The following is a 19,598-nucleotide window of genomic DNA, read 5'->3' as shown; positions in this document are numbered from 1 at the left end:
GGTCTGCCCGAACTGTGACGGGTACAACTCGCCTCGCTCGGCCGCAGAGCGCACATGCGGCCGAGCGAGGCGAGTTGTACCCGTCACAGTTCGGGCAGACCACGGCGAGGGAGGACAGCAGGAGCTGTGACATGAGCGGAGGCGAATCTACGGGGCCGTAAAACACCGGGTCAACGAAAGCGAACGCACCAACTGGGGTGTCCTGGAGGGAGGTGACGTCCAGGTGTGGGGCAACGTTGCCCCTCCGTTGGTGCAAAGTTACGATTGCTCCTCATTCGATGATTCGCCTGAACGACATCCTCCAACGGGTTTCCCAGTACCACCCCGACCCCGACCTGGACATCATCAAGAAGGCCTACGTCTATTCGGCCAAGGTCCACCAGGGTCAACTCCGGAAGTCAGGCGAGCCCTACCTCGTCCACCCGCTCGAGGTCGCCGGCATCTTGGGCGAGCTCAAGCTGGACGAGGCGTCCATCGTCACCGGACTCCTTCACGACACCATCGAGGACACGCTGGCCACCGCGGAGGAGCTGACGGAGCTCTTCGGTTCGGAAGTGGCCCAACTGGTAGACGGCGTCACCAAGCTCTCCAAGTTCTCCGCCTCCGCCAGCCTGTCGCAGGAGGAGAAGCAGGCGGAGAACTTCCGGAAGATGATCATCGCGATGGCGCAGGACATCCGCGTCATCCTGGTGAAGCTGGCGGACCGCACGCACAACATGCGGACGTTGGACCACATGTCGGAGGAGAAGCAGGCCCGCATCGCGCAGGAGACGCTGGACATCTACGCGCCGCTGGCCAACCGGCTCGGTATCTCCTGGATCAAGACAGAGCTGGAGGACCTGAGCTTCCGCTACGTCAAGCCGCAGGAGTTCTTCGCGCTCCAGGAGAAGCTGAACAAGCGCAAGAAGGAGCGGGAGAAGTACATCGAGGACACGTGCGACGTCATCCGCTCCAAGCTGGCCGAGCGTGGGCTGAAGGGCGAGGTGAGCGGCCGCTTCAAGCACGTCTACAGCATCTACAAGAAGATCAAGTCACAGGGCATCGACTTCGATCAGATCCACGACATCATCGCCTTTCGCATCATCGCGCCCGCCGCGCCCTCCTGCTACGAGGCGCTCGGGCTGGTGCATGAGATGTGGAAGCCGGTGCCGGGGCGCTTCAAGGACTTCATCGCGATTCCGAAGCCCAACATGTACCAGTCGCTGCACACGACCATCATCGGTCCGCTCAGCGAGCGCGTGGAGGTGCAGATCCGCACCGCGGAGATGCACAAGATCGCCGAGGAAGGCATCGCCGCGCACTGGAAGTACAAGGAGGGCAAGGCCGTCATCTCCAAGGATGACGAGAAGTTCGCCTGGCTGCGGCAGTTGATGGAGTGGCAGCAGGACCTGAAGGACCCGAAGGAGTTCCTGGAGACGGTGAAGGTGGACCTCTTCACCGACGAGGTCTTCGTCTTCACGCCCAAGGGCGACGTGCGCTCGCTGCCTCGCGGCGCCACGCCGGTGGACTTCGCCTACGCCATCCATTCGGACGTGGGCAACCGGTGCGTGGGCGCCAAGGTGAACGGGAAGATCGTCCCGCTCCGCTACAAGATGAAGAACGGGGACACGGTGGAGGTGCTCACCAGCCCCCAGCAACACCCGTCCAAGGACTGGCTCACCTTCGTCAAGACGAGCCGGGCGCAGCAGCGCATCCGCGGCTTCATCAAGCAGCAGCAGCGCGAGAAGAGCCTGCAGCTGGGGCGCGAGCTGGCGGACCGCGAGCTCAAGCGCTTCCAGCTCAACTTCAACCGGTTGCTCAAGTCCGGCGAGATGAAGAAGGCCGCCGTGGACCTGGGCTTCCGCGTGGAAGACGACATGCTGGTGGCCATTGGCTACGGCAAGGTGACGCCGCAGCAGCTGTCACACCGGCTCGTCCCCCAGGAGAAGCTCAACGCCGCGGAGGCCGGGGCACGCGCGGACGCGAACACCGCCGCCTCGGCGCCCTCCGGTGGAGGGGGCAACTCGGTGCTGCCGGGCCTGTCCCGCGTCACCGACCTGGCGAAGCGGCTGGTGGGCCGCAGCAGCCGCAGCGGCGTGCAGATTGGTGGCGTGGACGATGTCCTCGTGCGCTTCGGGCGGTGTTGCAACCCCGTGCCCGGAGATCCCATCGCCGGCTTCATCACCCGGGGGCGGGGCGTCACGGTCCACACGGTCGGCTGTGAAAAGGCCCTGGCCACGGACCCCGAGCGGCGCGTGGACGTGTCGTGGGACGTCCGGGGCGACTTCAAGCGCCCCGTCACCCTGCGCGTCCTCACCGCGGACCGGCCGGGTCTGCTGGCGGACATCACCAACACCTTCTCCAAGAAGGGCGTCAACATCTCCCAGGCCAACTGCCGGGCCACCGGGGATGACCGGGCGGTGAACACCTTCGAGGTCACCATCTCCGACCTCAAACAGCTCACCGACCTGATGCGGACCATCGAGCGGCTCCAGGGCGTCTACTCCGTCGAGCGCATCTAGCCGCCCTCGCCTTTCGTGTTAGAGCGCCCGGAAACCCCGGCGGCCCGGTTCGGGCCGCTCTCACCCCCGAGGTGCGCCGCATGGCTCGCAAGACAATCCACTCCGACCAGGCCCCCAAGGCCATTGGCCCGTACTCCCAGGCGGTGCAGGTGGACGCCGGGAAGATGACCTTCCTCTCCGGCCAGATTCCCCTGGACCCGTCCACCATGGAGATGGTGCAGGGCGACGTCGTCGCGCAGGCGGAGCGGGTGATGGAGAACCTGAAGGCCGTGCTCGCCGCCAGCGGGCTGGACTTCTCCCACGTCGTGCGCTGCACCATCTTCCTCATCGACCTGGGGGACTTCGCCCGGGTGAACGAAGTCTACGGCCGCTACTTCACCGGCGCGCCGCCGGCCCGCGCCACCGTGCAGGTGTCCGCGCTGCCGCGTGGCTCCAAGGTGGAGATTGACGCCATCGCCGTGTCCTGAGGCGACGGCTGGAAAGACGAAGGCCGCCGGACTCAGAGGAGTCCGACGGCCTTTGTCGCGTCAGGGCCCTGGGGCCCCGGCGGGGACTACTTGGAGTCGGCCACCGTGGGGCCGCTCTTCTTCAGCTCCTCGTCGATGACGCGCTTGAACGCGTCGACGGGCTGGGCGCCCACGAGCGTGCGGCCATTGATGAAGAACGTCGGGGTGCCGTTGGCGCCCACGCTGGACGCCTGCGCCATGTCGGCCTCGATCTGCGCGTTGAACTTGCCCTGGTCCAGCGCGGCCTTGAACTTGTCCATGTTCAGGCCCAGCTCCTGCGCGTACTTCTCCAGCGAGGCGCGGTCCAGCGCGCGCTGATTGGCGAAGAGCTTGTCGTGGTACTCCCAGAACTTGCCCTGCTCGTGCGCGGCCAGCGCGGCGGCGGCGGCCGGCTTGGCGTTGGCGTGGAAGGGCAGCGGCTGGTTCTTGAAGGCGACCTTGATCTTCCCGCCGTACTGGTCCTCCAGCTGCTTCAGCGTGGGCACCACGCGGCTGCAGAAGGGGCACTCGAAGTCGGAGAAGGCGACGATGGTGATGGGCGCGTTCTTGTTGCCCTTCACCGGGGCGTTGCCCACGTCCACCTTCTGGACCGGGGGCTCGGCGGGGGCGCCAGGGGCCGCGGCGGCCGCCTTCGGGGCGTTGGCGACGTTCTCCGCGTTCAGCTTCGCGTAGAGCTCCTCGGGCCGGGTGCCGGCGGCGAGCAGCTTGTCCGCCTTGCCAATCTCCTCGTCGATGACGCGCTTGAAGGCCTCGAAGGGCTGCGCGCCGACGAACTCACGGCCGTTGATGAAGAACGTCGGGGTGCCGTTGGCGCCCACGGCGTTGCCGGCGGCCATGTCAGCCTCGACCTTCGCCTTGAACTTGCCCGAATCCAGGGCGGCCTTGAACTTGTCCAGGTTCAAGCCCAGCTCCTGCGCGTACTTCTCCAGGGAGCCGCGGTCCAGGGCCTTCTGATTGGCGAAGAGCTTGTCGTGGTACTCCCAGAACTTGCCCTGCTCGTGGGCGGCGTGGGAGGCCTCGGCGGCCAGCTTCGCGTTGGCGTGGAAGGGTAGCGGCTGGTGACGGAACACCACGCGCACGTCCTTGGCGTAGCCGTCCTTGATCTTCGACAGGGTGGGGCCCACGCGGCTGCAGAAGGGGCACTCGAAGTCAGACCACTCGACGATGGTCACCTTGGCGGTGGCCGGGCCGAAGGAGGGCGAGTCCGAGGGGACCTCCACCTTGTGGACCTTGGCGGCGGGCTGCTGCTGCTGCTGCGCCTTGGGTGCGGCGCGCTCGGCGCCCTTCTCGATGATCTTCGCGTACACCTGCGAGGCGGGCACGCCGCCCTTCACCAGGTTCTCCGCCTTGACCAGCTCCTCGTCGATGAGGGCCTGGAAGTTGGCGATGGGCTGCGCGCCCGACAGGAAGCGGCCATTGATGAAGAAGGCCGGGGTGCCGCTGGCGCCCAGCTGGCTGGCCAGGGCCTGGTCGCGGGTGATGATGTCCTGGAACTTGGGGTTGCCCAGCTCGGCCTTCCACTTGTCCAGGTTCAGGCCCAGGTCCTTGGCGTACTGCTCCAGGGACGCGTCATCCAGCTTCTTCTGATTGGCGAAGAGCTTGGCGTGGTACTCCCAGTACTTGCCCTGCTCGCCGGCCGCCATCGCGGCGATGGCCGCGGGCTTGGCGCGCGGGTGGAAGGAGAGGGGGTTCTGCTTCATCACCACGCGGAGCTTCTTGCCGTACTGCTCCTGGAGCTTCTCGATGGTGACGTTCGCCCGGCTGCAGAAGGGGCACTCGTAGTCGGAGAACTCGACCACGGTGATGAGCGCGTCAGCGCTGCCGTGGGTGGGCGAGTTCTCGACGGGCACCTTGAACACGGTGGGATCCACCGGTCGGCGTCCACCCGGCGCCGGGGCGGCGGCAGGCGAGTTCGGTGCGGCCTTGGCGACTTCGGACTTCGTGGACGGGCCGGTGGTGACGCGGCCGCCAACGAACCCGAGCACCAGGCCGACCAGCAGGGCCACGATGACATTGGGCTTCATGAGTGGTTCTTGCTCCTTCGCCATGGGGCCGGCATTGTGGGCCCGAGCGGGTTTTCAACGAGGGCAGAGGGCGGCGGTCTTAACAGAGGGAATTCCAGACGCGCAAGCAAGCCGCTCTGGCATTCCAGGGAGCCGCGCCCCCTCAGGGGGCCCCAAACTTGGGAGACTTCGTAAAAATTCCGTCAGAGTCCCGATCATGGACGCGGCCGTGCACATCGACACCCGGGGGGCCTTGTGTCCCATGCCCATCCTGGAGCTCGCCAAGGCCATGAGAGCCCTGGCGCCAGGGACGCTCGTGGAGCTCGTCTCCACGGATCGCGGGCTGGAGGCGGACCTCCCCGCCTGGTGTGAGGCTACGGGGAATCCACTGGTTCGCCTGGAGCGCCGGGAGGCCCTCTACGTGGGCTGGGTGCGCAAGGCGGGTTGAGCCGCCTGCCGCCAGCCCACGCCTCGCTTCAGAGCATCTGCAGGACGCGGTCTTCCAGGCGCTGGCCGCGGCTGACGCCCAGGATGAGCACGTCGTGCTGCAGCAGGTGACGCACCACCTGGCTGATGACCTCTTCGGGCGCCACGCCGCCGCTGAAGCGCACGCGCAGCACGGTGTCGCTCTCCATGCGCGCGTCCGTGACGTGCGGCATCCCGGTGAGCTCCGGGATGATGACGCTGCCGCGGGCGATCTGGACCCGGAACTCGGCGCCCTGGCCGGTGAGCTCATTCATGCTCCCCGCCTGGGCGAGCGCGCCCTTGTCGAGGATGGCGGCCGCGTCACACAGCTCCTCCAGCTCCTGGAGGTTGTGGCTGGAGACCACCACCGTCTGCCGGCCCTTCATGTCGCGGATGACCTGGCGCACCTGGGCGGCGATGCGCGGGTCCAACCCGGCGGTGGGCTCGTCCAGCAGCACCAGCGGCGGGTTGCCCATGAGGGCCTGGGCCATGGCCGCGCGCTTGGCCATGCCGTGGCTGAGCGCCTGCGTCTGGACGTTCCAGGCCTCCATGAGGCCCACCTTGTCCAGGGCCTCGCGCGCCTCGCGCTCGGGCTCAGCCAGGGCGGACAGCCGCGCCCAGTATGTGAGCAGCGCGCCCACCTCCCAGCCGGGCGGCAGCACCGCGTCCTGTGGCAGCGCGCCCAGGAGGCCCTTGAGGGCGCCCGGGGTGGTGGGGTCCACGTCCATGACCTTGAGCGTGCCCTCGGACGGGTAGAGGTAGCCGCACATCATGGAGAAGGTGGTCGTCTTGCCGGCGCCGTTGGGGCCGATGAGCCCGTACACCGTGCCCTTGGGCACGGAGAAGCTGACGCCGTTGACGGCGACCTTGGGGCCGAAGCGCTTGGAGACGCCGAACAGTTCAATGGCCACGTCGCTCACAGGTCCCTCGCGCGCAGGATGCCGTAGGCCGCCATCAGGAAGACGAACGCGAAGACCGCGTAGGCGGCTCCGCTCGCGCCGAACTGCGCCAGGCCCGGGTGCAGCAAGTCACTGGCGTAGTACGACGGCGACAGGTAGCGCAGGAAGCGCAGGTTGCCCGTGTCACCCGACGCCCGGCCGATGGTGTCCATCAGCCAGAAGACGAACAGCAGGATGAAGTTGAAGACCAGGCTCACCGCTGGCGACCGGAACAGGCTGGAGCACAGCGTCGTGAGGGCCACGTAGGCCAACGAGAAGACGATGGCCGCCAGCCAGAACTTCAGCAGGTTGAGCGCCACGGCGGCGAAGCCGAAGTCCGGGTTGGCCACGCGGGCGTAGACGAAGATGGCCAGGTCGATGATGAGCACCAGGCCGAGCAGCAGCGTCGCCTGCGTCAGGAACTTGCCCAGCAGCACCGACGAGCGCCGCGCGCGCACCGTGAGGTAGCGCATGGAGCGCGGGCCCACCTCACCGCTGATCTGATCGAAGCCCATCAGCGCGATGTACGCGGGCAGGAAGAAGAGGGTGATCTTGAAGACGATCAACACCTCCAGCGGCACCTGCGCCAGGGCCTCGATCATCGCGGAGTCGTTGCTGGTGAGGAAGCCCAGCACGCCCTTGCGCATCTCCTCGTTGATCTGCACGGAGGCGCTCGCATCCGCCCCGGCGCCCTCCAACTGCTTGGCGACGGCGCCGCGGATTTCGCCCGCGAGCCAGCCGACCACCAGCAGCACCAACGTGGAGAACATGCTGTAGAGGCCGAGCAGCACCACCGTCCGGCCACTGCGCACGGCCCGGCGGAGCTCGGCGCTCCAGATGACCACCGTTTCTTTCAATCCGTCCAAAGTGTGGGCGAACCTAGCGGAGTTGCACACCCCTCCGCCAAGTTTCTGATTTCAGCGAGGGGTGGAAGCGACCGGGGAGGCATCCGTGGACAGCGCGTCCCCAGCCGGTAGGATCCAGGCGTCGTTCACCCCCTGGAGCCCCCCGCAGCAATGCGCTTCCACCGCCGTCTCCTGTCCGCCGCCGCGCTGCTCCCCCTGGTCCTCGTCATTGGAGCGACCGAGCCGGAGCAGCCCGCGTCCGCCGGTGTCTCCGGAGACGGTGGGGTGGGGGCGAGCGCCCCTGGCACGGCGTCCCAGGATACCGTCCAGACGGACGCGGGGCCTTCAGGCTCCGCCGCCGTGTCCGCCGCGGCGGTGCTCGGGGGGGAGTCTCCAGACGGGGGCCTTGCGGCGCTGGCCGCGGAGCCGGGGATGGTGCCGCCCGCTCCCGTGCCCTCGCGCGCGAAGGCGCCGCCCATCGCCAAGGTGAAGCCGCTGCCCAGGTCCGCGGACCTCATGGCCCGCGCGACGCTGGAGGGCGGGAAGCTGGTGGTGAAGGAGAAGGGCGGCAAGAAGACGCAGCTCACCATCGACCCGGTGCTGCAAGCGTCGCTGACGCAGATCCTCCGCAATTATGAGACGCCCTACGGCGCGGCCGTGGTGCTGGAGCCGTCCACCGGACGGGTGCTGGCGCTGGCGGAGCACTCGGCGGCGAGGCCGGAGCTGCGAGGCCTGCCGGTCCGCGCGGTGTTCCCCGCGGCCAGCGTCTTCAAGATCGTCACCGGCAGCGCGCTGCTGGAAGCCGGCGTCACGCCGGAGACGGAGGAGTGCTTCCACGGCGGCAAGCGGCGCATCTCCGAGAAGCACCTGCAGGACAGTGAGCGGGACGGCGCCTGCTATTCGCTGGCGCTGGCCATGGGCAAGAGCGCCAATGTCATCTTCGCCAAGCTGACGAACAAGCACCTCACCGTGGACGCGCTGCGCCGCATGGCGGCCCGCTTCCGCTTCAACCGTGAGATTGAGTTCCCCGTGCCGACGGACGTGTCGCTCGCCGCCATCCCGGAGGAGCCGTTCAGCCTGGCCAACACGGGCGCGGGCTTCGGGGACGTGTACCTGTCCCCGCTGCACGGCGCGCTCGTCGCCGCGGTGGCCGCCAACGAGGGCCGCTGGGTGGACCCGCTCCTCTTCGAGCCCGAGGGCCCGGCGCCGCTGCTCCCGGTGGAAGGCGAGCCCGTCCTCTCACCGGAGGCCGCGAAGGCCCTCACGGTGATGCTGGAGGAGACCGTCACGCACGGCACCGCGCGCGCCGTGTTCCGCGAGCGCGGCTTCCGCGTGGACGACGCCGTGGGGAAGACAGGCTCCCTGGCGGATCGCGAGCCCTTCCGCGACTACTCGTGGTTCGTGGGCTTCGCGCCCAAGGACAACCCGCGTGTCGCCGTGGCCGCCATCATCGTCAATGACCCCAAGTGGCGCATCCGGGGCACCTGGCTGGGACGCGAGGCGCTCCGCCTGGGCCTGGAGCGGCTGCCCGCGCCCGTGGAGATGACGGCCCCGGCCTCCGCCGCCGGCAAGCACTGACGCGTCCGTCAGCGCGGCGTCAGCTTCACCAGCCCCGCGTCCACGAAGCCGGCGAAGAACTTCAGCGCATCCAGCTCCTGCAGCGGCGATACGTGGACGATGGCGGCCACGTCGCGCCGTCCGTCGATGCGCGACAGCAGGTAGCGCTCCGGCGCGGAGAGCTGGAGCGTCTTCAGGTGCCCGGGCGCGACCTGGAGCGTGGGGACCCTGGGCGGCTCGGACAGCTCCCGCCGCAGGTGCACCAGGAGCTTCTCCTGGGCCGCCTTGACGAACTCCGCCGTGCGAGGGGAGGGCGACATCTCATGCGCCCGCCGCGCCAGCGCCTCGCCGTCCCGCGCGTTGCCGGCGTCGAGGAACAGCTGCGCGGCCTGGAGCACCTCGTCCGACGACGTCTCCGAGCCGATGATGCCCGGCTCTGCGTCCTCCTCCACCACCACGGACAGCTCGGACGCGGGCGGCTCGTCGGACACCTTCACCGCGTCCAGGCGGTAGAGCGCGTACAGCCGCTGGTAGAGGAAGAAGTCCGTGGCGTGCAGCGCCAGCGCGATGCCGTCGATGGTGAGGCCGTCCTTGATGAGCTGGACGATGCGCTCGTCCATGCTCCCGGGCTTGCGTTCGGGCAGCTTGCGCTCGTCCACCGCGAGCCGGACCGCGCCGGAGGGGAAGACGGCGCGGATGGCCTGCCAGGCCGTCTCCCGGAACTCGCCCTCGCGGTGGACGTCCAGCAGCTCTACGCTGACGTCCAGTCCCGCGACCTCCGGCGCCGTGTCCGCCGCCTCGAAGACGAAGTCGCCGTCCTCCCAATGGAAGGCGTCGAGGATCATCTCCCGGAACTTGTGGCTGAGCGTGCCGCGCACCGTGGCTTCCGGCACCAGCCCCGTCATCACCAGAATCTTCCCCAGGAAGATGCGCGTCTCCGCCTGGGTGGAGAACGCCTTCTCCAGCTGGTCCTCCGTCAGGTGGCCCATATTGATGAGGAACTGACCGAAGAACTCGCGCGGCTGGTTGGAACTGGCGCTGACCACATGGCCTTCGCGCAGCTCCAGTTGCTTGCGCACGTCCCCACGCTCCACCTTCAGGGACCCCGTCGCTCGCCGGTTCCCGAGATAGACGACGAGGTCCTTGAGAGGCATCGTCGAGAAGTCGCCAGACAAGCCACGCATTAACCGTCCATCCTGCCCCGCATGCGCGTCGATATCTACTCGAAACCCAATTGCTCTCTCTGTGACAAGGCGGCCGCCGTCGTGGAGTCCGTGCGTGCTCGCATCCCCTTCGACCTGCGGATCATCTCCATCCTGGAGGACGCGGAGGCCTTCACCGCCTGGCGTTACGACATCCCCGTGGTCGTCATCGAGGGGGTGCCCGCCTTCAAGCACCGCGTGGACGCCGCGGAGTTCGAGGCGCGGCTGCATGAGGTCAAAGGTGGCACAGCCATTGCTAAATCCGCTGCCCAGAATGGGTAGCCAGCTTCCCTTCGCTAGTAAATCCGAGGGGATGAAGAAGTCGGGATGGGGTTCGAGGCTGTAATTCAGGGGTGGGCCTCGAAAAGCGGCGGAGAAAAGTTCACGCGGGAAGGTGGAACGGTGGGTGTGCGAAGGAAGCGAGTGGGCAAGGCCGGACAGCCGCCCACCGTGCTCGTCGTCGAGCCACGAGCAGCAGACCTGGAGCGGACCCGGTTGCTCCTGGGGGAGGCCGGCTTCCGGGTGGTGCCGGTGACGCGCTTCGACGCGGCGGTGCCGCTCTTCGAGGTCATCCGCCCGGCCGCGGTGTTGCTGGCCGCGCAGGCGCCGGACTTCGCGGCCGTCCAGGTCGCGCGCCGGTTGCGGCAGCTCAGCCATGGCGCGGTGCCGCTGCTCTACCTGGTGGATGAGCGGGACGCCGAGGCCCGGCGGTACTGCCTGGAGCGGGGGCAATGCGTGGACCTGGTGCCTCGTTCGGGCACTGGCGTGGAGCTGGCGACCAAGCTCCACGCCCAGCTGAAGCTGAAGGACGCGGTGCTGCGGGCCGCGGCGGGGGAGGAGGCCGGCACGGCCCAGGCGCTTCATGACCCGGTGACAGGGCTCTACAACCGGCCCTTCCTGCTGGAGCTCATCAACCTGGAGGCGCGGCGGGCGGAGCGCTACGGCGGCGGTTTCTCCGTGATGGCGGCGGAGGTCGGGGGCTGGTCGGCCTTCCGCAAGGAGTTCGGGCGCGGCATGGCGGAACGTCTGCTGGTGTACAGCGCGGTGGTGCTGGGGCAGACGGTGCGCGACGCGGACGCGGTGGCCCGCGTGGGTGAATGTCAGTTCGCGCTGATGCTGCCGGGGACGCCCGCGGAGTCGGTTCAGGAGGTGGTAGGCCGCGTGGCGGCGCGCTTCGACACGGCGCGCTTCCAGGTGGAGGGGAAGGTGGTGCGCGCGTCACTGGAGCTGGGGACGGTGAGCTTCCCGGACTCGGTGGGAACGCCCACGCAGTTGTTGAGCGCGGCGCAGCAGGACATGCGACGCGCGCGTGAGTTTCGCCGGATGGTCGGGAGCTCCTCCCGGCTGTCGGTGTGAGGGTGGTCGGACTTCGATGCAGCGGGCGAGTGGAGGCGAGGGGATGGACCGGATCGCGGTGCTGGTGGTGGATGACGAAGAGTCGGTGCGCACGTTTCTGTCTGAGCTGCTCGGCAGTGCGGGGTACCAGGTGCGCTGTGCCGCGAATGGCAGCCAGGCGCTGGAGATGCTGTCAGGCGGCTCCTTCGACGCGGTGTTGCTGGACGTGGTGATGCCGGAGATGAGCGGTCTGGAGGTGCTGCGCCGCTACCAGTCCATGGGCGGCGGGGCGCCCGTCATCGTGCTCAGCGCGCTGTCGGGGGCGGACGATGCCGTGCGCGCGATGAAGATGGGCGCCAGCGACTACCTGGCCAAGCCGTTTGGCAACGACGAGCTCCAGGACGCGTTGGCCCGGGCCCTGGGAACGCGGGCGCCGGAGCGCCAGGTCGTGGCGCCCGTCCTGCCCGCGCGCGGGGTGATGCCGGCGGCGGAGCCAGCGCAGGAGCAGCGCGTCCTCATCTCCACCTCGCCCGCCATGCGCCGCGCGCGCGCGCTGGTGGAGCGCATCGCCGACACCGACGTCCCGGTGCTGCTGCTGGGCGAGTCCGGCACGGGCAAGGAGGTCATCGCGCGGGAGATTCACGCGCGCAGCCAGCGGCGCAACCGTCCGTTCATCAAGGTGAACTGCGCGGCGCTGCCCGGCGAGCTGCTGGAGAGCGAGCTGTTCGGCCACGAGCGCGGCGCCTTCACCGGCGCCACCGCGGAGAAGCCAGGCAAGTTCGAGCTGGCCGACCAGGGCACCATCTTCCTGGACGAGATTGGCGAGATGGCCATCCGGCTCCAGGCCAAGCTGCTCCAGGTGCTCCAGGACGAGGAGTTCTTCCGCGTCGGTGGCAAGAAGAGCGTGCGCGTGGACAGCCGCGTCGTCGTGGCCACCAACCGCGACCTGGAGAAGGAAATCGCGCTGGGCAACTTCCGCGAGGACCTCTTCTACCGCCTCAACGTGGTGGCCATCCGCCTGCCGGCCCTGCGCGAGCGCCGTGAGGACGTGGTGCCCCTGACGGACCACTTCCTCAAGAAGTACGGCCGCGGCTATCTCAGCGGCGTGTCCGAGCTGCCCACGGAGGTGCTGCACGCCTTCGCGGACTACGACTGGCCGGGCAACGTGCGTGAGCTGGAGAACATGGTCCGCCGGCTGTGCGTGCTGAAGGACCCGACGCTGGTGCTCGACGAGCTTCGGGCCGGGGTCCGCACCCCCGCGAGCGCGCCGTCCCTCCCCACGTCCTACGCCGGTGACGACGGTGGCCCCTTCGGCCGCGCGCACGACGAGGGCTTCCGCACGCCGCCGCCCGCCGTGCAGGTGCTGGAGATGCCGTCGCGCGGGGCCGCCTTCGGGCTTGCGTCCGTCGCGCCGCTGGCTCCGCCCGCGCACGCGCCCATGTTGATGGAGTCCGCGAACGCGGTGGTGGCCGCGCCGCGCTACGTCAATCCCTTCGACGTGCCACAGCCTCCGCCTCCGCCCGCGCCTGCCGGGGAGCCGTCCCTGAAGGACATCGGCAAGCGGGCCGCGATGCTGGCCGAGCGCGAGGCGATACTCGCCATGCTCCAACGCACCGCGTGGAACAAGCGGCGCGCGGCCACCAAGCTGCGCATCAGCTACAAGGCGCTCCTCTACAAAATCAAGGAGTGCGGCATCATCGACCCGCGCTCGAGCGCGGAGCTGTAGGGGCGCCGCAGCCGTCGCTTGCACTGTCCCCGCGGTCTCGCTATCGCGGGGACATGACGCCTCCTCTTGTCCTCCTGGGGTCCGGTTACACGCTCACGCGGCTCGCGGTGGCGGAGGCCCGCGCCGGGCGCGACGTGCTGGCGGCCACGCGTGACGCCGCGCGCCGGGCCGACCTGGAGCGCGCCGGAGCCCGCGTCACCGACCTGGATGACGCGCTCACGCACACCGCGGGGGCGCACGTCGTCGTCTCGGTGCCGCCCGACGCGGGGTTGGACACGCGCATCGCCTCGGCGCTGGCCGGCCAGGCTCCCGCGCGGCTCGTCTACCTGTCCTCCACCGGCGTCTATGGCCGCGCGCGGGGCCACGTGGACGAGGACACCCCGGTGGAGCTGTCCACGCCGTCATCGCGCGAGCGCATCGAGGCGGAGTCGCGCTACCTGCCGCTGGGCGCCATGGTGATGCGCATCGCCGGTATCTACGGGCCGGGGCGCGGCATCCACACGCGCCTGCTGTCGGGGGCGCTCCGGCTGCCCGAAGGCGGCGGCGGACGCATCTCCCGCATCTATGTCGATGACCTGGTGGAGTCCCTTCGCGTGGTGCTGACGCGTGGCGAGCCTGGCGCCCTGTACTGCGTCGCGGATGACCGCCCCGCGCCCACCGAGGAGCCGGTGGCCTGGCTCAGCCAGCGCCTGGGCGTACCGATGCCGCCCCGCATTCCCGTGGCGCAGCTCAACGAGACGGTGCGAGGCGACCGCGCCATCTCCAACGCGCGCCTGAAGTCGCTGGGCTGGGCGCCCCGCTACCCGGACTTCATCGCGGGGTACACGGCGCTGCTGGAGGCGGAGGGCCGCGGCGCCGGACCGACGCAGGTCGTCATCCGCAAGCTGGTGGCGGAGGACGCGGAGGCGTTCAAGGCGCTGCGGCTCAGGGGGCTGCGGGACAACCCGGAGTCCTTCGCGGCCTCGGAGGAGGAGGACTCGGCGCTGTCCCTGGAGGCCGTGCGCGGCTGGCTGGTGGGCGAGTCCCAGTGCGTCCTGGGGGCCTTCCACGGTGGGCAGCTCGTGGGCGCGTTGGGGTTGAAGCGCGAGTCCCGGGCCCGGCTGGCGCACAAGGCGGTGGTGTGGGGCATGTACGTGGCGCCGGAGGTCCGCTCGCGGGGCGTGGGCCGGCGGCTGCTGACCGCGCTCATCGACGAGGCGCGGAAGCTGGGCGGCCTCAAGTGCCTGCTGCTCGCCGTCGCGGTGGGGAACGCGCCCGCGCACGCGCTGTACCGCTCGCTGGGGTTTCGGACCTACGGCGTGGAGCCCAACGCGCTGAAGGTAGGGGAGACCTTCCTCGACGAGGAGATGATGGTCCTCACCCTGTGAGCCGGGGCGGGTGACAGATTTTCGAGGCCCCGGTGTTCCAGGTGACGCGCGAGGCCGGAGGCGGCGGGACACGGGAACCGAGGGCTCTTCGCCGCGCTGGAGACGCACTGCGCATGGCCCCTGGCACCCCTGACTGGCTTCTGGAGCGAATCATCCTGGGCGAGCTGCCGCCAGCGGCGCTGTCCGCCGCGCGAGCCCGGCTCGAGCGTGAGCCCGGCGGCGCCGCGAGGCGGGCCCGGCTGGACGCCGACTCTCGCCAGACGCTGGAGCGTCATCCGCCCGCCGCGGTCGCCGCCGAGGTGGCCCGGCGCGAGCACAAGGCCCTGGCCCGCGCGGCGGAGGCGCGGCGCGGCGACTCGCAGGGGTGGCATGGGCTGTCACTCAGCGTCCCCGTGGCCGCCTCGCTGGCGCTGCTCTTCATGTCCGCGCCGGAGGCGCAGCCGGAGCCGTCCGAGTCACCGGTGCCGCTCATGGTGATGCTGGACACCGTGCGCATCAAGGGCGGGCCGCGCCTGCGGGTCCACCGGCAGGGCGCGGGCGAGCCGGAGCTGCTCGGTGAACAGGCCCGGGCGCGCCGCGGTGACGTCCTGCAGCTCAGCTACGTGCCGGGTGGAAGCCGCCATGGGGTCGTGGTGTCGGTGGATGGGCGCGGCGGCGTGACGCTGCACCATCCCTCCACGCTGACGGGCAGCACGGAGCTGGGCCCCGGCGAGGCGGTGCCGCTGGCCCATGCCTACGAGTTAGATGACGCGCCGGACTTCGAGCGCTTCCTCTTCGTCACGTCCGAGGCCCCCTTGGAGGTGGCGTCGGTCCTGGAGGCGGCGCGCGCGCTTGCCCGTCAGCCCAGCGACGCGCGCACCCTGCCGCTGCCACTTCCGGATACCCTGGGCCAGACGTCCTTCACGTTGGAAAAGGTGCGGTGATGACGCGGTCCCTCCTGTTTTCGCTCCTGCTCGTGCCCGCCCTGGCCGCCGCGGCTCCCACGTCCTCGGCGCCGCGGGCGTCGGTGCGCCGCTTCGCGCTGCTGGTGGGCGTCAACGACGGGGGCGAAGGACGCGCCCGGCTCCGGTACGCCGTCACGGATGCGCGCTCGTTCGGCAACGTGCTGGAGGAGCTCGGCGGGGTGCAGCCGCAGGACACGCTGCTGCTGCTGGAGGGCGACCGCGCGGCGCTGGAGTCCGCCCTGGTCCGCTTCAAGGCGATGGTGGCGGCGGCGACCACGCCGGGCACGCGCATCGAGGCGCTCATCTACTATTCGGGCCACTCCGACGAGCAGGGGCTGCTCCTCCAGAAGGACCGCTTTGGCTACCGCGAATTGCGCAAGGCGCTGGAGTCGCTTCCCGCCGACGTGCGCATCGCCATCCTGGACTCGTGCGCGTCCGGCACGCTGGCCCGCCAGAAGGGCGGGGTGCGGCGTCCCGCCTTCATGGTGGATGCGTCCTCCGCGGTGCGCGGCCACGCCATCCTCACGTCGTCTTCCGAGGACGAGGTGTCCCAGGAGTCCGACCGCATCGGCGGCTCGTTCTTCACCCACAACCTGGTGTCCGGCCTGCGGGGCGCGGCGGACGTCTCCGGGGACGGCCGGGTGACGCTGCACGAAGCCTACCAGTTCGCCTTCCACGAGACGCTCGCGCGCACGGAGCAGACGCGGGCCGGAGCACAGCACCCCGCGTATGACATTGAGCTGGCGGGCACCGGCGACCTGGTGATGACGGACCTGCGCTCCACCGCCGCGGTGCTCGTCCTGGAGGACCTGGTGGACGGGCGGCTCTTCGTCCGCGACTCCCAGGGACGTCTGGTGGTGGAGCTGAAGAAGTACGCGGGCCGCACCACCGAGCTGGGGCTGCAGAAGGGCCGCTATTCGGTGATGCGCAAGGTGCTGGACCAGACCTCGCATGCGGAGTTCGAGCTGGGGGAGGGCGGCCGGACGGTGCTGGCGGCCTCCGCCTTCCGCGCGGTGCAGGGGGAGCTGACGGCCATGCGCGGCGGCGGGGCCCTGCCCGCGGCGGTCTCCGCGGGCGCGTCGGAGGTCGCCGCGGCGGGCAGCGGGCGCCGGTCGCGCTTCGTCAACGTGGGCCTGTTCCCCGGCCTCCAGACGAATGACCTCATGACCTCCGGCGAGCCCGTGGACAACCACCTCTCCGTGTCCATCGGCATGGCGCGCATGGCGCGGCTGGACGGCGTGGCGATGGCCCTGGGCGCGAACGTGGCCACGGACAAGGTGGACGGGCTGCAGCTGGCCCTGGGCGCGAACGTGGTGCGGGGCGACATGTCGGGCACGCAGTTGGCCATTGGCGGCAACTGGACGCACGGCAAGGCGGAGGGCGTCCAGGCCGCGATAGGCCTCAACCTGGCGCGGGCCAGCGGCACGCTGGGGCAGCTCGCGGTGGGGGCCAACGTGTCCGGCACGTCGCTGGCGGGCGCGCAGCTGGCCGTGGGCGGCAACTGGACGGCGGGGGACGTTGACGGTGTCCAGGGCGCGGTGGGGTTCAACCATGTGCGGGACCGGGTGACGGGCCTCCAGGTGGCCGTGGGCCTGAACTGGGCGGCGGAGGCCCGGGGCGCGCAGCTGTCCCTCCTCAACGTGGGCGGCGACGTGAAGGGCGCGCAGGTGGGCCTCGTCAACGTGGCGGGGCGGCTGAACGGCCTCCAGCTCGGGCTGGTGAACGTGTCGCGGGAGCTGGAGTCGGGCGTGCCGGTGGGCCTGGTGAGCATCGCGCGCAACGGCCAGTTCCACGTCGAGGCCTTCGGCAATGACTTCAACTACGCCAACACCGCCATCAAGGTGGGCAGCCGCTACCTCTACACGACGCTCGTGCTGGGCATGGGCTCCATGGAGGGGGCGCGCGGTCCCAGTCACTGGTCGCTGGGGCTGGGGCTCGGCGCGCACATCCCTGTGTCCGAGCGCTTCTTCCTGGACGTGGACGCGGTGACGAACACCCTCTACGACTGGAGCGTGTCCTTCGAAGGCAACAGCCTCCTGCATCAGCTCCGGCTGGTGGCGGGGTTCCAGGTGGCGCCGAACCTGGCCATCATCGGCGGGCCCACGCTCAACGTGCTGCACGACGTCAGCGGGGAGCCCGCGTCGAACCTGAGCCGCCTGCCGAGCCTGGACGCGGGGGGCGTGCGCCTGTGGCCGGGTGTGCAGGTGGGCCTGCGCATCTGACTGACGCAGGGGCCAATGGCTCCCATCAGCGGGACGAAAGCGCGCCCGGGAATGACGTCTTTCCATGGGGACTTCCCCGGTGACAGGCTGCCCCTCCGGCCCAGGAGCGCGGCCGGTGTCACCCTTGCGCTGGGGGAGAGATGTCCAAGTTGCTGTTCGCGGCCTTCAATGAGGGCGTGAGCCTGTCCATGGCGGGCAACCACGAGGCGGCCATTCTCGCGTTCAACAAAGTGCTCGCCGTGGACCCCAAGCACGTCCCCGCGCTCACCGGGAAGGGGGCGTCGCTGGCCACGCTGGAGCGCTTCGAGGAGGCGCTGCGCTGCTTCGAGCGCGCCATCGAAGTGGACCCCACCGAGGCCGAGGCCCACCGCGACGCCGCCCTCTGCCAGTTGGAGCTGGGGGAGCCGGAGGCCGCCGCGCTGTTGCTCCAGCGCGCCATGCAGCTCAACCCCACGCCGGGCTACCGCGAGTCCGCCGCCGTCCAAATCTACACCCTGGGCAACGCGCTGCTGACGCGGGGCTCCCGCCGCCCGGACAAGGCGCGCTACCGGCAGGCCCGCCACGTCTTCGAACTGGCGCTGACGCTGTCCCCCGGCTCCGCCGAGTGCGCCCGGGCCCTGGCCGACGTGTGGGAACACCTGGGGGATTCCGCTCAGAGAGACCACTACACCCAGCTCGCCTCCCGGCTCCGCCCCGTGCCGGCCTAGCAGACGGCCCGCCGGGGCCTGGACGACCTGAAACCCCATTCCGGTTTCAAGTCCGGACGCGGCAAAGCGGGTCGAAGTGTTTCACCCGACGCGGCCTTTTTCCGCTATACTTCACGCAATTCGCGTAAAGTCCGACAACGCCGCCCGGGAGAACCCAAGATGATCGTCATGCTCGAGCCGGACTCGCCTGAGTCCGTGGTGTCCGCCGTCCTCCAGGTCGCTGCTCAGTACAAGGGAGTGACGCCTCGGACGCACGTCATCGGGGGCTCCGAGTACACGATTACGGAGATCTACCTCCTGGGTTCCACGGCGCAGGTGCCGGTGGAGCCCTTCGAGCAGATTCCGGGCGTGCGGCAGGTGGTGCGCGTGTCGCAGAAGTACCGCGTCATCGGCCGGCACAAGGGCCAGCGGACGTCCGCGGGCTTCGAGTACAACGGCGTCAGCTTCGACGAGCGCTCCGTGAATGTGTTCGCCGGCCTGTGCGCCGTGGACAACCCGGAGAACGTGGACACGATGATGGCGGCGCTCGCTCGCTGCGGCATCCGCACCACGCGCATGGGCGCCTACAAGCCCCGCACCAACCCCTACGAGTTCCAGGGCCTGGGCGCCGCCTGCCTGCCCTGGGTGTTCGAGTCGGCGGGCAAGCACGGCATCAAGGTCATCGCGATGGAGGTGACGCACCCGCGTCACATCGACGAGATTCGCGACGCGCTGGAGCGCTCCGGCAACGCCACCGGCGTCATGCTCCAGGTGGGCACGCGCAACGCGCAGAACTTCGAGCTGCTCAAGAGCATTGGTCAGCAGCGGGTCTTCCCGGTGCTCTTCAAGCGCGGCATGGGCATCACCCTGGAGGAGTCGCTCAACGCGTGTGAGTACGTGGCGAGCGAGGGCAACCCGAAAATCATCTTCTGCCTCCGCGGCGTGAAGACGCACCTGGGTGACCCGCACCGCAACATGGTGGACTTCGCCCATGTGCCCGTGGTGCGCCGGCTGACGCGCCTGCCGGTGTGCGTGGACCCGTCGCACGCCATTGGCCAGGCCGCGCCGCCGCCGGACGGGCTGCCGGACGTCTTCCACGCCATTGGCCAGGGCATCATCGCCGGTGCGTCCATGGTGCTGGTGGACTTCCACCCGCAGCCGGAGGCCGCCCTGTGTGACGGGCCCCAGGCGCTGCGCATGGAGCAGCTCCCCGCGCTGCAGCGCTACGTCCAGCTGGTGCGCTCCGCGTACGAGACGGCCGTGCAGCACGGTGACGGGCTCCAGGCCACCAGCGCCTGAGC

Annotated in this window: 16 protein-coding genes; 12 read left to right on the top strand and 4 right to left on the bottom strand. The window is 69.7% G+C overall.

Annotation, left to right across the window (positions count from 1 at the left end; all coding sequences use genetic code 11):
• Positions 1-278: 278 nt before the first annotated feature.
• Positions 279-2,501 carry a bifunctional (p)ppGpp synthetase/guanosine-3',5'-bis(diphosphate) 3'-pyrophosphohydrolase gene (locus HV824_RS06660; RefSeq protein ID WP_176418115.1) on the top strand — a complete coding sequence of 741 codons (2,223 nt, stop codon included), beginning with the start codon at positions 279-281 and terminating at the stop codon, positions 2,499-2,501.
• Between the two features lie 80 nt (positions 2,502-2,581).
• A complete protein-coding gene (locus tag HV824_RS06655) occupies positions 2,582-2,968 on the top strand; it encodes a RidA family protein (protein WP_217917159.1) in 387 nt (128 codons plus the stop codon).
• An 86-nt stretch (positions 2,969-3,054) separates the two neighbouring features.
• Here HV824_RS06655 and HV824_RS06650 read toward each other — a convergent pair whose 3' ends face one another.
• On the bottom strand, positions 3,055-5,031 hold the full coding sequence (locus HV824_RS06650) for a thioredoxin domain-containing protein (protein WP_176418113.1): 1,977 nt from the start codon (positions 5,029-5,031) through the stop codon (positions 3,055-3,057).
• Between the two features lie 196 nt (positions 5,032-5,227).
• Between HV824_RS06650 and HV824_RS06645 the strand changes: the two genes are divergently transcribed.
• Complete coding sequence (locus HV824_RS06645) at positions 5,228-5,458, top strand: sulfurtransferase TusA family protein (protein ID WP_176418112.1); 231 nt, start codon at positions 5,228-5,230, stop codon at positions 5,456-5,458.
• A gap of 28 nt (positions 5,459-5,486) precedes the next feature.
• Here the strand turns inward: HV824_RS06645 and HV824_RS06640 are convergent, their stop codons facing one another.
• Together HV824_RS06640 and HV824_RS06635 are read right to left on the bottom strand one after the other, a co-directional pair.
• Positions 5,487-6,395: an ABC transporter ATP-binding protein gene (locus HV824_RS06640; protein WP_176418111.1), complete on the bottom strand. Its 909-nt coding sequence runs from the start codon at positions 6,393-6,395 to the stop codon at positions 5,487-5,489.
• A complete protein-coding gene (locus HV824_RS06635; RefSeq protein ID WP_176418110.1) occupies positions 6,392-7,309 on the bottom strand; it encodes an ABC transporter permease subunit in 918 nt (305 codons plus the stop codon). Before HV824_RS06635 ends, HV824_RS06640 begins: the two co-directional genes overlap by 4 nt.
• Before the next feature lie 120 nt (positions 7,310-7,429).
• Here HV824_RS06635 and HV824_RS06630 point away from each other — a divergent pair, with 120 nt between their 5' ends.
• A complete protein-coding gene (locus HV824_RS06630) occupies positions 7,430-8,836 on the top strand; it encodes a penicillin-binding transpeptidase domain-containing protein (RefSeq protein WP_176418109.1) in 1,407 nt (468 codons plus the stop codon).
• Positions 8,837-8,844: 8 nt separating this feature from the next.
• Here HV824_RS06630 and HV824_RS06625 read toward each other — a convergent pair whose 3' ends face one another.
• The gene (locus HV824_RS06625; RefSeq protein ID WP_176418108.1) at positions 8,845-9,999 is read right to left on the bottom strand and encodes a DUF4388 domain-containing protein; all 1,155 of its coding nucleotides are present in this window, start codon (positions 9,997-9,999) and stop codon (positions 8,845-8,847) included.
• A gap of 21 nt (positions 10,000-10,020) precedes the next feature.
• On the opposite strand from HV824_RS06625, the gene HV824_RS06620 reads away from it, so the two are divergent.
• The 8 genes from HV824_RS06620 (at position 10,021) to HV824_RS06585 (ending at position 19,596) form a co-directional block, all read left to right on the top strand.
• Positions 10,021-10,299: a glutaredoxin family protein gene (locus HV824_RS06620; protein ID WP_176418107.1), complete on the top strand. Its 279-nt coding sequence runs from the start codon at positions 10,021-10,023 to the stop codon at positions 10,297-10,299.
• 45 nt (positions 10,300-10,344) lie between these two features.
• Positions 10,345-11,373 (top strand): GGDEF domain-containing protein, encoded by a 1,029-nt coding sequence (locus tag HV824_RS06615; RefSeq protein ID WP_217917157.1) that lies wholly within the window; start codon positions 10,345-10,347, stop codon positions 11,371-11,373.
• A 43-nt stretch (positions 11,374-11,416) separates the two neighbouring features.
• Positions 11,417-13,078: a sigma-54 dependent transcriptional regulator gene (locus tag HV824_RS06610; protein WP_176418106.1), complete on the top strand. Its 1,662-nt coding sequence runs from the start codon at positions 11,417-11,419 to the stop codon at positions 13,076-13,078.
• A gap of 53 nt (positions 13,079-13,131) precedes the next feature.
• Positions 13,132-14,445 carry a GNAT family N-acetyltransferase gene (locus tag HV824_RS06605; RefSeq protein ID WP_176418105.1) on the top strand — a complete coding sequence of 438 codons (1,314 nt, stop codon included), beginning with the start codon at positions 13,132-13,134 and terminating at the stop codon, positions 14,443-14,445.
• A 113-nt stretch (positions 14,446-14,558) separates the two neighbouring features.
• Complete coding sequence (locus tag HV824_RS06600; protein WP_176418104.1) at positions 14,559-15,368, top strand: ActD protein; 810 nt, start codon at positions 14,559-14,561, stop codon at positions 15,366-15,368.
• On the top strand, positions 15,368-17,611 hold the full coding sequence (locus tag HV824_RS06595) for a caspase family protein (protein ID WP_176418103.1): 2,244 nt from the start codon (positions 15,368-15,370) through the stop codon (positions 17,609-17,611). The genes HV824_RS06600 and HV824_RS06595 overlap by 1 nt, the downstream gene beginning before the upstream one ends.
• A gap of 140 nt (positions 17,612-17,751) precedes the next feature.
• A complete protein-coding gene (locus HV824_RS06590; RefSeq protein ID WP_176418102.1) occupies positions 17,752-18,318 on the top strand; it encodes a tetratricopeptide repeat protein in 567 nt (188 codons plus the stop codon).
• A 159-nt stretch (positions 18,319-18,477) separates the two neighbouring features.
• On the top strand, positions 18,478-19,596 hold the full coding sequence (locus tag HV824_RS06585; protein ID WP_176418101.1) for a 3-deoxy-7-phosphoheptulonate synthase: 1,119 nt from the start codon (positions 18,478-18,480) through the stop codon (positions 19,594-19,596).
• Positions 19,597-19,598: the final 2 nt, after the last annotated feature.

Origin of the sequence: Myxococcus sp. AM009, from assembly GCF_013372605.1 — a bacterium.
GTDB lineage: Bacteria > Myxococcota > Myxococcia > Myxococcales > Myxococcaceae > Myxococcus > Myxococcus vastator.
Note: the sequence above shows the minus strand (reverse complement) of the source record. Positions and strands in the feature narration are given on the sequence as shown.